Genomic DNA, 16,639 nt, shown 5'->3' on the forward strand with positions numbered 1-16,639 from the left:
AATTATCGCCGCTGTGTGCCACCCTCTCCACGCGCCTGCGGTTCGCGGGCCTGCGGGAACTGGAAAGCACTGTCTACGTCGTAGCCGCTGGCCGCGGTCGTGCCGCGTGCCGGCGGGTTGATGCTGCTGCTGGCGTTGCCGAAGCCCAGGATCTGCACGCTGATCACCGAAGGCTGGTTGCGCCGGGCATCCTCCTGGCTCTTGCGGATCACATCCTGTGCCGCCTGGCTGGCACTGCTGGCGGCGGCGCTGGCCGAAGCCAGCGCGTTGACGTTCACCGACGCCAGCACCGGCAGGCCCTTGCTGTCTCCCTGCACCTGGATGTTGGCCGCGTTGAGTACCTGCAGCGCGGCCAGATTGATGTTCCCCGAGACACGGATGCCCGCCTCGCCCGCATCGATGGTGCCCAGCGGCGCGATCAGATCCACATCGCCCGGCGCGACTTCCGCGATCGGATTGAGGGTGGCAATGCCCGCACCACTGGCCGGCGCCTGGGGCGACAGGATCACATTGCCCCAGGTGTCATAGACGCGCCGTGGCGGTGTGTACAACAGCGTGGTGCGCGAGCCGCGACCGGCATTGATGTCGCCCTGTTCCGACCACGCCAGGATGTCGCCACCGAAGGTGGTCATCACCCGCGACAGGCCCAGCAGCACGCTGTCCTGGCTGAACAGGCGGATATCGCCCTGCCCCTGGGTGACGAGGCCGGCACTGGCAGGCGGCACCACCCCCTGTACACCCACCACGATCTGGCCTCCCGGTGCCATCAGTTCGATGTTGCCGCCCGCCTCGGTGCGCACACCGGAGCCACCGTACATCACGATATCGCCGGTTCGGTCGATCGTCGCACCGGCCGCATTCCTGTCCGGCATCAGCGTGGCGATGGCCTCGCGCCCGCGCAGATAGGAGCCGAAGCGCGGCCCTTCCGCATCGGTGTACTCGCGTCCGCCTTCGCGCAGCTCGGTGTAGTAGATCTGGCGCAGGAAGATGCGCTGCTGTTCCTGCGGCAACGCATCGAACGCAGCCAGCGCTGCCTCGCCATCGGCGGCCATGCCGAAGCGTTGTTGCAGCCACTGCTTCAGTTCCTGGTCGTAGACCTTGACTGCCCTGCCCGGCTGCGACGCAAGCGATTGCGCGGGATCGGCCAGGTTTGCGGGATCCAGATAGCGGGCACGCAGGGCGGCGAAATCGATCTGCTGGTTGCCGGCCGTCAGCGCGATGCTGGCACCCGGACGGGTGTCACCCTGCACGATGCCACCGAGGCTGACGATGCTGCCCGCCTCCTCCTGGCGCAGCTGACGGCCGGCACTGATCTCGACGTTGCCGGGGCCGGCGATCGTCGCGTCCAGATGCACGATGTCACGTCCCGCCGCCGCCACCGTGATATCGGTGGGCGCGCTGTTCAACGCGGTCATCGACACGCCGAGGATGTCCCGCCCTGCCCGCAGCTGCACCGCGCCTGCTGCCTCGAACCAGTTCAGCTGCGTGCGCTGCCAGGCGGTGCCGTCGAGCGTGCGTTGGGCGCCTGTCGCCAGGCCGATGATGTCGCCCTGCACGGCGTAGAAGCGGCTTGGTGCCAGTGCCGCGGAGACCGTGGACAACGGCGTACCGGGGCCGAACGCGAACAGCGGAAGCGATGCCTCCGGCGAGGCGATGTTGCCATCGACCGACAGGTTGTGCCGCGGGCGCGTCACATTACCGCTGGCATCGCGTTGCTCGGCAACGAATGCGGGGTCGAACGGCCCCGGCAGGCGCGCATCCGCGCCGGAGCGCGTGATCTGGGTCGCGCCGCTGCGGGCGAAGATGCTGCCGCCCGCCAGGACGTCCAGCCGCCCGGTAGCCGAGGGCGCCAGCAGGATCACATCCTGCGTCCCCGTCACGGCACTGATCCGGTCCAGCTTGATGTCACCCTGGGCGGCAACGGCGCTGAAGCGCGATGGATAGAGCCAGTAGTTCAGCAGCTCCTCCCGGCTGCCCGGTGCCAGGGCAACCTGCTCGGGCCACAGATTGCTGCCGGTCACATTCTCCGGCCCGGCGAGGCCCGGCGCCAGGTCGCCACCGGCGCTGAACAGATCCACGGCGGTCGCGTCGGTCCATAGGGAGAACCAGGTGCTGCCCGCAGCGCGGCTGCCGTTGTCCTGCACCACCGTGCTGTAGTTGGCCAGTGGAACCCGGCCGGCATCGGCGACGCCGCCGAGCACGACATCGCCCCGCGCCTGCAGCTGTGCGACCGCATCGCCCAGCACCAGCACCGGCCCGCCCATCGGGCGGGCGGCGTCGGCGGCGAACAGATCGGCCGCACGCAGCTGGCCCAGCGTCCCGTAGCTGTCCAGGGTGACACCCATTGCACCGATGCGGCCCGCATCGAGCAGCAGGCTGCCACGCAGGTTGCTGAAGGTACCGTTGAGGTCGAGATTCTGTCCCGCCCTGGAGGCATTGAGGCTGGAGAACGTCGCCCGCAGATTCGGATTCAGTGCGCCACCGATACGCAGCTGCAGGTCACCGCCGCCGGTCAGGTGCAGCTGGCCATCGCTGACCCGGCCGGTCGATCCCACCGCCGCGATGATCGCACCCGAGCGCGGTGCGATCGTCGAATCCAGCGCGTCACCTATCGCATCGCGCACGCCGGCGTCACGCCCGGCCTCCAGCGTCAAGTTGCCGCCGCCCAATGTGCCGAAGCCGGTGAAGCCGACCATCCGCGGAGAGGCGCCAGCAGCAGCGGACACGTTGGTGTAGGCGCCAAAGTTCACCCACCAGCTGGTCGGCACCGGCTCCACGCCGGTGGTGCTGCCGGTTCCCTGCCGCCACAGCCAATTGCCGACCGCGGCACTGGAGTACAGCGCCCAGTCGCGCTCGCTGGTGCCGGACTCTGCGCGCCCGGTCCAGACGTCACCGACGATATCGCGCCCGGCTTCGACGCGGAGGTTGCCGCCATGATCGGGATACCAGGCCTGGTATCCCGCGATTGCGGCGTCATAGCTGCCCGGCACCAGGTTCTCACCCAGCAGCGTGGTGTTCCAGGGCGCCGCCGCGCGCGGTGAATCAAACGCGGCGTCACGGCCCTCGCCGAGTGAGCTGGGCGTACCGGCGGTATAGACGCCGAACCCGGACTTCATCGCAACGTCGCCCGCCGCGAGCAGTTCCAGGTCGCCCTTGCCGGTGCGCAGGACACTCCAGGCCGGTGTACCGGCGCGCTTGCCGTAGGTGGTGACCTCGGTCTGGGTGCCACCGCCGGCACAGTAGCCCGGTGCCATTCCGCAGAATTCGTCCTCGGTCATGCCCAACAGCTCGGCGAAGTCCTTTGCCGGCGTGCCGACGTAGGATTCATCGCCCCAGAAATCCAGCGAACCCTGCGCGGCGACCTGTCGCGGCGCGGGGCCGCAATAGCCATCGGAAAGCGCGCAGAACTCATCCTCGCTGAAGCCGAACATGTCTGCCAGCTCGGAAATCGGACGGCCGGCATAGGAGGTGTCGCCCATCCAGTCCAGTGACGCCTGTTCGGTCAGGACCCGGTCGCCCACCCAGATGATCTCGGTCGTCACGGTGCCGACCGAGCCCTGATGGGTATCGGCAAGCACCACGCTGCCGTCGCTTCCCCAGCGTCGCGAACGCGGATCCGCGGCGTCGCTGTCAGCCCCCGCCACCAGTGTCATGTCCCACGATGTCGTACCTTCGGCCAGCATCGGGGCAAGCGCCCAGTTGCGTCCCTGGTTGCCGTTGGCGTCGGCAGGACGCAGGTTCACCGTTGCGTCGCCGGGCAGCTCCACCTTGGTCAGCGATGGAATGTACGCGCCTACCTTGAGCTCGACTTCCCGTGCCAGGCGCAGGGTCACCGGCAGCATCGCGCCGGCCGGCCAGTCCTGGGCGGCCATCTGCACATCGCTGCGCAGGCGGAAGCCAGCCCCCAGTCGCGCACCGGCCGCCAGCACCAGCGGCTCCTGCAGCACGGTGCCCGCCGCCAGCGTCTGCCCGGAGTCGGTGGTCACCGCCGCACCCAGCACCGTGCCCGCGGGCAGGCGCAGGTTCTGCGAGATCACCATCGGCGCGGGCAGCACGGTACCGACCGGAAGCGCTACCGATTCGACCGGCACGTCATAGTTCAGGCGGGTACCGGCTCGGAACTCCGTACCGGGCTGCAGCCTCACGCCCTCCACCGGCACCACCAGGTCGCCGCCGAACGGGGTGTGACCGGCGGTGCCGTTGCGGCTCTCATGCAACTGCCATCCTGCCTCGTCCGGATTGGCCGGTGGCGGCGCGAAGCCATCGTTGATGCTGCCGTGCACGTTGATGTTGCCCTCCGCGCGCAGCACCAGCGACGCCGACTCGCCGAAGCCGCGCCGCGCCGGATCATTGCGATCGGCCTCAGGCCCATAGCGGTAGCCGGACAGGTCGATGTCACCGGATACGGTCAGGTCACCTCCGGGATTGGCCTCGCTGCGGCGGGCGAGGACCTGCACGCCGGGGCGCAGGCGATGCGTGCCCAGCGCAGCCGTGCGTTGTCGGAGATCCGCATTGGCCAGCGCGCCGTCCATCCACGCGCGGTTGTCCGGATCGACGATCTGGTCCAGCCACTGCTGGGTGACGCGCTGCGCGCGGTTGCCGTTGACGTCGACAGTGTCCGCCAAGGGCGCGTCCTCATAGCGTCGCACCGCATTGACCTGGATATCGGCCGCACCTTCGACGCGCAGACCGTTGGCGACCGTTATCGCCGCATCGTTGCCGCCGATGCGGGGCGCATCGATCTTCAGGGTGCCGCGGGCCACGCCGTCGTTCTGCCCGAGGCCGCCGCCCACCGCCACCGCCGTGCCCGCGCGCAGGTCGAGATGGGCGCCGGCGCCGATGTCGATCCCGCCGGCGGCGCTGCCCAGTTCGATCGTGGCCCGGTTCGGGCTGTCGATGATCTTGCCCTGGCTGTCCACGCGCAGGCCGGTGCCATGCGTATCCAGCGTTCCCTCCACCTGCAGACCGTCACGTGCGTACAGGCGGATCGCGCCGACCTGCTCGCCACTGGCGTCGATGCGCCCCGCCACGCGCAGGCTGCCTGCGTCGAGGCTGATGTCGACCCTGCGCGCCTTCACCTCATCACCGATCAGAAGATCACCCTCACCGATCCGGAACGTGCGCCCGCCGGTGACACCGCCTGCGTTCAAGCGCTGGTTCAGGCCTGCGAAGTCCTGCAACGTGCCGGCGCGAACCACGAGGTCTGCGCCGTCGTAAGGCACCACGGTGCCACCTGCGTCGTAACGGCCACTGGCAGCCCCCTCGATGCCGCCGGCCAGATCGGCACTCCCGGCCAGGGCGTTCACCGTCAGCCGTCCGCCGCGGTTGTTGCGCGCCGAGAGATCGATGCGTGAGGCGGCGTCAGTGCTGACGTCACCCGCATCGCTGGACAGCAGCACGTCGCCGCCCCAGCTGTACCGGTCCACGTCGTACAGCGTAACCCTGCGCCCTGCCAGGTCCAGCGCCGCCTGGCTGCCGAGCGCGATGCCTTCGCGTGCGCTCGCTGACAGGCGGCCGGAGGCCAGTGCGATCGTGCTGTCCAGCGCGATCCGCTCGGCATCGATGCTCAGTTCACTGCCCAGTGCGTCGCCGCCGGCCCTTCCGCTGCCGCCCTGCAGGCGGAAGTCGCCGCCGGTCCGTACCTGCAGCTGCGCACCCGGATCGGCCGTCAGCAGCGGCGTGTCGATGCCGATACTGCCACCGCTGTACTGCCAGCCCTTGTCCGCGAGATAGTCGCCGCGCTGCTGGTACACGTCCAGCGTACCCTGCGCGGAAAACAGCAGCTGCCCGGACGCGCTGAGGTTGAGCGCGCTGAAGCCGAGCACCTGGCGGTTCGCGGGCACCTCGGAGCTGGGACGGCTGAACGGGGCGCGCGCCAGCTGCAGGTTGCGGGTGACGATGTCCAGCTGCCCCGCGCCAAGCCGGTCCACCATGGGATCGGCCGGCGGCACCGATGCATCGCTGCCCGCCGCCTGCGTCGCCGCCAGCGAACCGTCCCAGACCAGTGTGTCCACCAGGATGCGCGCACGGTCGCTCGCCGCACCATAGCCATGGATGGCCTGCGCGCCCAGTACCAGCGTCTGCAGGCCGCCGCGGCCGGTGGCACTGTCGCGCGCATCCAGGTCGACGCTGCCGAACACGTTGACCGAATCGCGTGCGACCAGGCTCAGCGTATCCAGCGCCGGTGCGCCGGTGGCATCATTGCCGCGCAGCAGCTGCTGCAGCACGGACTGGTTCATGGTCATGCCATTTGGCAACGCCCCTGCGGCCGCTGCCTGCGCGATCGCCTCGGCGCTGCCGAGGTTGAGCGCCGCCATGCTCACGCCAAGCTGGCGCGTGCCATAACGGGCGGAATCGCGCATCTGCAGCACGCCATCGGTGGCCACCCCGATGCTGCCATCGGATACCAGCCGTGCCTCGCCTTCGCAGTCCGTCTGGCAGCCGCCGATGTCGATCGCGACCGGCCCGGCCGCCACGCCGGTCGTACCGGTGATCAGGTTCAGGCGCTGGTTCGAGACGGCCAGCAGGCCGCCATTGACCTGATAGGGTACGGTCGGCGCGGACGCGGTGTCGCGTGCGAAAGGCAGGGTATCGAGTGTCGCCCCGGCTTCGACCAGGATGCCGCTGCCACCGGACGCCGCAGCCACCAGTATCTCCGGTGCCTGCAGGCTCGCACCGGAGCGGATCGCCACATCGCGCACCGCGCCGGACACCGCCACCAGCGATGCCGTCTCATTGAACTGTCCGCCGATCACCAAGCGTTCCGGCCGCAGCGCATTGAGTGCGTCGTCGGTGAAGGTCGCGCCACGATCGTGCGCCTGCGACGGACTGCCGGCAGCAGCGATCTCCAGCGAACCCACGGCCGGGCTGGCGAGCGTGGCCACCAGGGTGCCACCGCGTCCCTTTTCATTGGCCGCGGAGAAGCGCGCCGTGCCGGCGAAGTCGACGGCCGCGGTTCCCTCGCGGCCAGCGCCTTCACCCAGTGCCAGGGTCAGCCCCAGCGCATCGATGGTCTGCCAGCCGCGCGCCTCGCCACGACGGTCGGCGGTGGCCTGCACGAAGCTGTTGTAGCTGGTTTCGTTGTAGCCGGAATGCCGGCGCACCACCGCCGCCGGCGTCAGCAGGATGTCGGTGAGCAGCGGCGACGCCACCCCACCCAGTGCCGATCCCTGCTGGCCGGACACGCGCCAGGTCCCGGTGCCGGTCTGGATCGGCTGCGGTACGCCGGAGGTTCCCGTCGCGCCCAGTTCGACGCGGAATGCACCCGGCTGCAGCGCGAAGCTGGCCGGCAGCAATGTGTAGGTCCCCGCAGGCAGGCCGGGAACGCCGGCCGGTACGGTGATCTGCTGGCCCACCGCCGGCGCAGCAAACCCATCATCACTGCTGGGTGCGAAGCTGCCGGCACGTCCCGGCACAATCGCGTACACCGGGTTGCCGGACGCACTGAACGCATAGCGCGGGTTGGCATCGGCCAGCGCGGTGCGCAGCACGTCGACGGAGCCACCGCGGCCTGAGACAAACGCCGCGCCCGTCAGTTCGCCGCCACCTGACACGTCCAGCAGCGCACCGGCATGCACATCCACATCGTTGGCGGTAAGGGTCACGCCTTTGGATGCAACTCCACCCGGCGTCAGTGATTCCAGGCTACTGCTGCCCCTTCTCCACGACACGCCGTCCACGGTACCGCCATAGGGCAGCGCCAGACCTGCGCCACTGGTGGAGGTGATGCTGCCCGGCAACAGCTCCACCCGGCTGGCACGTGTGCCGCCCAGGATCAGGCCGCCCAGTTGCAGCGCTCCCATCGGCGCCTGCACGTTTCCGCCCTGCTGCACGGTCGCTGCCACCAGCTGCAACGCGCCCAGCGCTGACTCCGGCGGAGTGGCCGCCGCCGTGCCGGTACCCCGGATGCGCAGCACCGCATGCGGATCTGACCAGTATCCGGGCGTCGCCACGGTCGCCGCAGACGCACCCGCGACCAGATAGCCCGTCGCACCGGAGGTGGGGTACAGGCGGGCGGCACTCACGTCCATCGACCCGCTCGCCATCAACGCACTGATCGATCCGCCGTTGGACACCGCGTTGAGCAGCCGCACGTCGCTGCGGCTGTCCAGCACGACCTGGTTGAAGCCGGGCAGCCAGGTGACATCACGGATGTCGATCAGATCAGCCCTCGCCGACAGCACGTGGTCGCCTTCCGCAGCCGACGCCACGGTATCGGTGACCACCAGGTTCTCACCCGGCAGCGACTGCCAGTGCGACTGTGCCAGCAGCAGGTGCGGAGCACTCAGCGAAATGCCGCTGGACTGCGGTGCTGCCACGGCCATGCCGAGGCTTGACTGCCCCTGTCCGTAGATGCGCAGGCTCTGGCCCATGCGCAGGTCGACATCGCCCTCCGCGCGGACGTCACCGAACACGGACAGGGTGTCGAAGCCACCGGCCTGGATCTGCTCCACCGACAGCGCCGCGTGCCCGTACTCCAGCCGGTCCGGCAGCACCGCGTCGGCCGCGCCGCGCTGGCTGAGCGTGATGCGGCGCGCACGCAGCACTTCCTCGCTCGCGCCCCGCGCATGGACGCTGCCACCAAAGGCTACGCCCAAGGTGCCGCCACGCGCGCTACTGCCGCCGGCAGAGGCATCCATTGCGCCGTCCAGGTACAGAGCGTTGGCCGAACGCAGCACGATCTGCCCGCCGTCGCTGTCCACCCGGGTCCGTCCCTTCCCGTCGACATCCAGCGGCGCCGAGGCGCCCGCTGCCCGCAGCTGCGCGCCACGCTCGAGCACGACGAAGGCTTCAGGCGGACGGTTGTCCACCGACGCAGAGCTCTCCCAGTCGAGCGCGCCGCCGATCTCGATGCGCCCGCCGGCCCGCACCTGTCCCTGCAGGCGGCCACCGGCATCGGCCAGTGACACCGCATCCGCGCTGGCATCCAGCAGCGCACCGTCGGCGAACCGCCAGGTCCGTTCGCTCCGCTGCCCGGCATACAGCGTGGTCGGCAGGCGCACATCGTCGATGCTGATGCGTCCCCCCTGCGCACGCAGCGTACCTTCCACGTCGATGTTGCCGGCGCCGAGCAGGGAGATCGCCTGCCCCGGGTCGACCTCGATCAGTGCGGCCTTGCCCACCCGCAGGTCGCCGCCGACGCTGTTGCGATCCGAGCGCAGGCTCACGCTGGCACCGCTGCGCTGGCGGACCAGCCCGCTCATCGGATCGGCACTGTAGAGCGGTGCCAGCCAGCTCTCCAGTGCCTCTTTCCGATCCGTCGCGGTGCGCGCGTCCGCGGTCATCCGAAGGCCCGGCATGCGCGCTGCCAGCTGCGTGCCATCGGCAACCTCCAGCCCTTGATGGCCATTGATGTCGTATTGGGCAAAGCCACTGCCGAACAGGCCGGCATCGATCTGCAGCACGGCAGCATCGGCCGGATCCGCATCGCCTACCCGCACCCGGCCACCGGTGCCCAGCGAGAACGTGCCGCTGCCCTGGCCACGGCCACTGAACCGGCTGCCCTCGCCCAGCTGCACCCGGCCGCTGCCGTCCGTTGCCACCGTGCTGCTGTTCGCCTGCAGACTGATGCTGCCCCCTTTGCCGACACGACCCTTGCCGCGCAGGTCCAGCGCGGCGCCGGCCTCGACGTCGACCGTCGCCCCCGCGCCCACCCTCACGTCATGGCTGTTGCTCAGGCTCAGGCGGCCGCCATCCGTCCAGGCACCACCAGCATCCAGTGGCTCCCCCAGCGCTGCGTTGCTCCATTCACCAGCAAGATCGATGCGGGTACCGTCGGCAATGACGGTGCGTGCGCGGCCATCGTTCAGCAGTGCCGTCGGCCTGCCCTGCACCTCCAGCAGGTTGCCCGCCGACAGCTGGCCACCGGCAATGCCGATGTCGCCCGCCAGTTCCACCTGGCTGCCGGTCAGGTTCAGCTGTCCGCCCGCCTGCAACCGAAGGCTGCCGTCGATGCTGATGCGATCGGCGCTCGCCAGATCGATCCGTCCCCACTGCTGGGCACTCAATTCTGCGATGTCCAGCCACACCGTGTCGCGCCGCTCCTCCCCGACCGGTGCCAGCAGTGACCACGCCGCCGTCCTCGGCGCATTGTCATCCACGCGCACGTCCGAACCGAACACGCCGCTGCGGCCCTGGCCGTCATAACGCCCGAGGTAGAGCTGCGCATTGCGCGCTGCCGCCGTCTGCGCCTGTGCATAGCCGTCCAGTGCGGCATCAGGCCGGCGGTTCTGCTGCGCGCCCTGGAAAGTGGCGGTCTCCACACGGCCCTCCAGCACCGCCGTCGGGGCGGAGACGATCAGGCGTCCTGCATCGCGGCCGACCGTATACCCGTTGTCGACACGCTGCGCCGCGAACACGACCGGATCGCGGAACGTCTCGGTGACGCCCCAGCGCTCCTGTTTCACCTCATGGCCGTTGTACACCCCGTCGAACAGGATCTCCGCCGGTGCGTCATCAAGGCGGTACACCTGGCCATCCACGCCGCGCACCCAGCTCTGCCGGATCACGCCGCTCTGCACATCCAGGCTGCCACCCGCAAGGTTGATGCGTGACCCACCATGCGTGATCACTTCACTGCCACCCAGCAGGACGGTGCCTCCCTGCGCGGCCCATTCGCCGATCGAATGCCCCTGGTTGTCGAGGTAGCCGCCCACTTCCAGCAGGCCGCCTGCGGCATACCAGCGCTCACCGTCGTAGCCCCCGGTTCCGGCTGGCACGTGGATGAGCCTGCGGCGGTCGACCCAGACCTCGCTGCTGGTCAGCTTGCCGCTGTCGCGGTTGTCCAGCGCATCGCGCAGTTCGTTGCCCTGCACCTTGATCTGGACATTGTTGCTCTCCATCGAGACCTGCACGCCCACGGCACCCGACACGTCCACGCGTGCTGCATCGTCCACATAGCTGCGGGCTGCCGCGTCGGCGATGATCTGGCCGCCCGTGGCAACCGTCAGCGAATCCGCACTGAAATGGATGTTGCCACCCGAGACGATCTCCACCCGCGACTGGTCGCGTCGGTCGTTGTGCTGGGACAGATTGTCGAAGGTTGCCGAGCGCGCGCCCGCGCGGATTGCATCCTGCTCTGTCGATTCCCTGATGAGGCTGTCGCGCTGGGTGTCCAGTGCCGTGGCCTTGCCATCGTCCTCGATCAATACCGCCGTGGTCGATCCATCGGCAAGCGTGACGCTGCTGCCGGCATCACTGGACGAGGTCAGAAGATGCACGGTACCGCGCTGTGCGAGCGTCGTGCTGGCCACGGCCACGCCGGCCTGCTCGACGTTGCGTCCGGCCAGGGTCACGTCACCCTCGCGGGCACGCAGCAGGCCGGTATTGCGCACGCTGCCCGCGGTACTGTCGGCGATGAAGCGCGGCGCGATTTCATTGCCACGCGTGGTGGAGCTGGTATTGGCTGCGGTGCCGACGCCGCGCCGGATCACGAAACTGTCGCCGGCAGCCAGCTGCACCTGGCCCTTTCGCGCCTCGATCTGGCCGGCGTTCTCCACGCTGTGTCCCGCCAGCAGCACGTAACCGCCGCCACGCGTGGCGCTGGTCGGCTCGTGGGTCGCGATACGTGCGCCCCGCTCCACCATCACCTTGCCAGCGGCATCGCTGAGGGCGGCCGTATTCGTATCCGCGCTGTACAACCCGGTGTCGCGGAACTGGCCATCGCTGATGCGCGCCGCCGCCGCGACCAGGTTGCGGACGTTGACCTGGCTGTTGTTGCCGAACACCACGCCGTTGCGGTTGGCCACGAACACGGTGCCGCCCGCGGTGAGCTGGCCGAGAATCTGGCTGGGCCGCGCATTCGGATCGTTCACCCGGTTGAGCACGGCCCAGTCCGGGTTCTGCAGGAAGTTCAGCGTGGTGTTGCCGCCGATATTGAAGGTCTCCCAGTTCAGGATCGCCTTGTCCGCGGTCTGCTCGATGCTGACCTGGACACGTCCGTCACTGCCCTGTGACTGGATCGCCTCGCGGGCGTTGATCCAGCCCCGGGTCAACGGATTCTCATCGACCTTCAACCCGTCCCTGCCCAATCCGTCGGCAACGATGAACCCGGCCTCCCGCCGCGATTGCCGCGCCTGATCCTGCAGGCGCTGCTGCAGGGCGATGGCCTGCGCGGCGGTGCCGAGATTGTCGATCGACTGCTGCAGCTTCTGCCGCGCAGCATCCTGCTGCTGGGCCGGCAACTGGAACTGGATGGGCACGCCGTTGGGCATGCGCCCGCTCTGGCTGGCCGCCCCCTGCGCTGCGCCGCGCTCGGCGAACCAGGCCGGGCTGAACGCCTGCTGGGCCTGGCTGGCCGGGGCGACCACGCTTCCCAGTGCGACCGCGATGGCCCAGGCCATCGGATGATTGCGGCGCATCGGCGCGGCCGGATGAACAGCGGACGGGAGCGGGTGCGACATCGTAACCTCATCAACCTGGTGGACCGCACTGGCGGCGGTGATCGCAGACACGCGCAACGCATGCCCTGCCACTGATAGACGGTTCGCGTGACATGAAGCCGACAGCGTGCAGGGGGCGATGGCGCTGCACGCCGCACGGCGGAAATGGCGACGCCGGCCACAGGGGCCGGCGCCGGGTCAAACAGGGTTCACGCGGTGCTGCGGATTACAGCGGACGGCCGATGCCCGCACAGGTGCTGGGATTGTTCAGGCCGGCTGCGCTGCTGGCCAGCACGAAGCGGTTGCGGATCGCATCGCGCCAGGCCTTGGTCAGCGGGATGAAACCATGGCCGGTGATCGACGCCTCGTAGGCCGCCGGGTAGGTCGCCGGATAATGACGGGCCAGGAAGCCGCGCAGGCTGGTGGCAACCGCCGAATCCTTGTAGCACTGGCCGATCACCAGGTTGGTGTAGCCGGCAATCGGATAGCCGGCCGAGGGGTTGCCGAACACCGGCACCCAGTTGGCAGGGTTCTCGGCAGCGGTGCCGGTCGGCGGAGCGACGGTATCCAGGGTGGCCTGCACGCTCACCTGGTCCGGCGAGAAGCCCTTGACCTTGGCAACCTTGGTCGCATCGGTCAGGCTCGGGATCACGTCCGGGCCGACGTAGCCGATGCGGCCATCCGCCGCATAGACAGCGTTGTACAGCGAGGTGCCGCCCGTGGCCGGCGCGGCAACCAGGAACGCCGGCAGGTTGTTGTTGGCATCGCGCTTGTACAGGTCGGCGAAGGTCGACTTCACGGCGAACGTGCCGCCGACCAGGTTCGAGGTCGCAGCCGGCTCAGCGGCGCAGGCGGCAGCCAGGAAGCGGGTGAACATTTCGCTGGTGCCGCTGCTTTCGGTGCGGTAGACCACACGGATCGGACCGCTGCGGTTGGCGTCGATGGTCGACCAGTCGCTGATCGCGCCGGAGAACACGCCACAGATCTGCGCCACGCTCAGGTTGACGGCCGAACCCGGCTTGTTGAACGGGATGGTCACCGAGGTGGCCACCGACGGCACCTGGATCAGGGCGCCGTAGCGGTTCGCATTGGTCGACTGGTTGTAGTTGGTGGTGTAGGTGCTCAGTTCGGTCGCGCTCAGCACCGAGTCGCTGCCAGCGAAATGCACGGTGCCGGTGGTCGAGAACAGCGCCGAATTGTTCTCCAGGAACGCCTTCTTGCCGGTGCCCGAACCGGTCACGGCGTAGCTGAAGTTGGCCGGCAGGATGCTGTCAGCCTGGCCCTTGTAGAGGTCGGCCGGCAGCGATGCACCACCGCCGGTAACGGTCTGCGCCGACGCGGCGCCGGCAGTGGCGAGCAGCGCGGTGGCAACCAGCGCGGCCAGAGTCTTGTACTTGTACATGATCTTCTCCTGAAGGGTTTGCTGCGAAGGGAAACGCCAAGGGAGGAACGGTCACTACACGCCTGCTGTCGCTGAGGGCCTCCCAGCCCGCTCCGCGACGACAGGCTCATGCTCGTCCGTACCGATGACAGGCCGCTTAAGAAACCTGTGGAAGATCGAAAAAAGGTATGGAGGATTGTGTGGAGAAGCGTGGCCTGTGCGCCGCACGCCCGTCACTGCACGAGCTGGTTCATTTCCATGATCGGCATCAGCACCGCCAGCACGATGGTCAGCACCACCCCGCCCATCACCAGGATCATGGTCGGCTCGAGCAGTGCGGTCAGTGCCATCGCGCGCCGCTCGATCTCGCGCGAGAGGGTCTGCGCGGCGCGATCCAGCAGGGGCGCAAGTGTGCCGGTCTTTTCACCACTGGTGACCAGATGCACCAGGATCGGCGGATAGACCTTCTGCACTTTCAACGCAGCGCCCAGTGCCGCGCCTTCACGCACGCGCGCGGCAACATCCTCGGCGCAGCGCGCCAGCAGCGTGTTTCCCAGTGTCTGCCGCGCCGCCTCCAGCGCGCGCAGCAACGGCACGCCGGCATCGAGCAGGATGGCCAGCGTCGAGGCGAAGCGCGCACTGTTCACGCCAAGCACGAAGCGGCCCATCACCGGCACGCGCAGCAGCATCGCATCCCAGCGCAGGCGCAGATCGGTGCGGCGCAACGCCAGTCGCCATGCCACCACCAGCAGGCCGATGCCCAGCGCTGTCCATGCACCCCAGCTGCGCACGAACGCGCTGGCGGCCAGCATCACCTGGGTCAGCATCGGCAGTGTCTGCCGTGCCTGCACGAACGCTGTCACCACCTGCGGCACCACATAGCTGAGCAGGAAGATCACGATCGCCACCGATACCAGACTGATCGCCGCTGGATAGATGAACGCCGTGAGCACCTTGGCCTGCAGCGCATTGCGCTCCTCGATGTAATCGGCCAGGCGTTCCATCACCCGCGCCAGGTCGCCCGAGTCCTCGCCGGCGCCGACCAGGGCGCGATAGATCGGCGGGAAGTCGCGCGGCCGGGCCGCCAGGGCCACGGTCAAGCGCTGACCCGCACGCACATCGGCGCGCACCGAGGTCAGCGCCTGGGCCACATGCGGTCGCTCTGCCTGCTCGATGACGGCACTCAATGCGCCCTCCAGCGGCAGCCTGGCGGCGAGCAGGCTGGCCAGCTGGCGGGTGGCCCAGGCCAGTTCGCTCGCTGAAAGCCGGCGTGTTCCCCAGCCCCCGCCTGCGCCGCGCGCGGGGCTGACCTGCACGGGCGTCAGCCCACGCCCACGCAGCAGCTGACGCGCGCCACGCGGGCTGTCGGCATCCAGCTGGCCCTTTTCGATGCGTCCCTGCGCATTGGCGGCCTGGTAGTCGAACAGCGCCATCGTCGCATCAACCGTCGCCGCTGACGCGCAGGATTTCCTCCAGCGTGGTCAGGCCGCTGTCGACCCAGCGCTGGCCGTCCTCGCGCAGGCTGCGCATGCCGGCGGCCCGTGCCGCCTGGCGCAGCGCGGGCTCGCCCCGCCCTTCATGGATCAGCGCGCGCACCCGATCATCGACCACGAACAGCTCATGGATGCCGGTTCGCCCGCGGTAGCCGCTGTGTGCGCAGGCTGCGCAGCCCACTGCCCGCCACACCGTGCGACCGTCGGCATCGACCTCCGCGCGCCGGCACTGCATGCACAGGCGCCTTACCAGCCGCTGTGCCAGCACACCGCGCAGCGAAGACGCCAGCAGGAACGGCTCCACCCCCATGTCTGCCAGCCGGGTCACTGCCGAGATCGCATCGTTGGTATGCAGCGAGGCCAGCACGCCATGACCCGTCAGTGACGACTGCACGGCGATCTGCGCGGTTTCCAGGTCGCGGATCTCACCGATCATGATGGTGTCCGGATCCTGGCGCAGGATCGCGCGCAGCGCGGTGCCGAAGGTCATCCCGATACGCGCATTGACCTGGATCTGGCCGATGCCCGCGAAGTCGTACTCCACGGGATCCTCCACGGTGAGGATGTTGCTGGTGCTGCTGTCGAGCTGGCCGAGCGCGGCGTACAGCGAGGTGGTCTTGCCACTGCCGGTCGGGCCGGTGACCAGCACGATGCCGTGTGGCTGGCGGACCAGGCCGGTGAACGTGGCCAGGGTGTCGTCGGCCATGCCAAGGCGCTGCAGCTGCAGCCGGCCGGCATCCTTCTCCAGCAGGCGCAGCACCGCGCGCTCGCCGTGCCCGGTCGGCACGGTGGACACGCGGATGTCCAGCGGCCGGCCGCCTACGCGGAGGGCGATGCGCCCGTCCTGTGGCAGGCGCTTCTCGGCGATATCCAGGTGCGCCATGATCTTGATGCGCGACACCAGGGCGGCATGCAGGGCGCGCCGCGGCTGCACCATGTCGCGCAGCGTGCCATCGACACGGTAGCGGACCACCGAATGGGTCTCGAACGGCTCGATGTGCAGGTCGCTGGCGCCATCGCGCGCGGCCTGTGCCAGCAGCGCATTGATCATGCGGATCACCGGCGCGTCATCCTGTGCGTCCAGCAGATCGGTGATCTCCGGCATGTCCTGCATCAGCCGGTCAAGGTCGACTTCGCTCTCCGCCGCGCCGACGACCGCCGCGGCGTCGCCGCCGTCACGATACTGTTCGCCCAGCCGCTGCTGCCAGGCCGCACTGTCCAGTTGCTGGAACGGCAGGGGTCCATGCCGGCGGCGAAGCTCGGCGACAGCCCAGGCCGGCGTCTCGGCGGTACCCAGCAGGACCGGCCCATCATCCGTGTCGGCCAGCAGCACACCGTGGCTGCGCACCCAGGCATACGGCAGTGATCGCAGATCGTTGGCCACG

4 protein-coding genes are annotated in these 16,639 nt (G+C 69.0%); all 4 read right to left on the bottom strand.

Going from position 1 to position 16,639, the window contains the following annotated elements:
* Nucleotides 1–2: 2 nt before the first annotated feature.
* The 4 genes from AC5P5M_RS12000 to gspE all read right to left on the bottom strand — a co-directional run bounded on the left by AC5P5M_RS12000 (nt 3) and on the right by gspE (nt 16,638).
* Nucleotides 3–12,401 carry a putative filamentous hemagglutinin family protein gene (locus AC5P5M_RS12000; protein WP_495205935.1) on the bottom strand — a complete coding sequence of 4,133 codons (12,399 nt, stop codon included), beginning with the start codon at nt 12,399–12,401 and terminating at the stop codon, nt 3–5.
* A gap of 205 nt (nt 12,402–12,606) precedes the next feature.
* Nucleotides 12,607–13,782, bottom strand: coding sequence for a substrate-binding domain-containing protein (locus tag AC5P5M_RS12005; RefSeq protein WP_053516316.1), 1,176 nt, complete (start codon nt 13,780–13,782; stop codon nt 12,607–12,609).
* A 212-nt stretch (nt 13,783–13,994) separates the two neighbouring features.
* Nucleotides 13,995–15,194: a type II secretion system inner membrane protein GspF gene (gspF, locus tag AC5P5M_RS12010; RefSeq protein ID WP_495205936.1), complete on the bottom strand. Its 1,200-nt coding sequence runs from the start codon at nt 15,192–15,194 to the stop codon at nt 13,995–13,997.
* A gap of 7 nt (nt 15,195–15,201) precedes the next feature.
* The gene (gene gspE / locus AC5P5M_RS12015) at nt 15,202–16,638 is read right to left on the bottom strand and encodes a type II secretion system ATPase GspE (protein ID WP_495205979.1); all 1,437 of its coding nucleotides are present in this window, start codon (nt 16,636–16,638) and stop codon (nt 15,202–15,204) included.
* Between the last annotated feature and the right edge of the window lies 1 nt (nt 16,639).

The sequence above is a fragment of the Stenotrophomonas sp. YJH_SMC_106-19 genome, assembly GCF_059368375.1.

Coding starts and splice junctions, on each gene's coding strand:
- AC5P5M_RS12005 (WP_053516316.1), bottom strand. CDS start 13,782: ATGTACAAGTACAAGACTCTGGCCGCGCTGGTTGCCACCGCGCTGCTC.
- AC5P5M_RS12000 (WP_495205935.1), bottom strand. CDS start 12,401: ATGTCGCACCCGCTCCCGTCCGCTGTTCATCCGGCCGCGCCGATGCGC.
- gspF (WP_495205936.1), bottom strand. CDS start 15,194: ATGGCGCTGTTCGACTACCAGGCCGCCAATGCGCAGGGACGCATCGAA.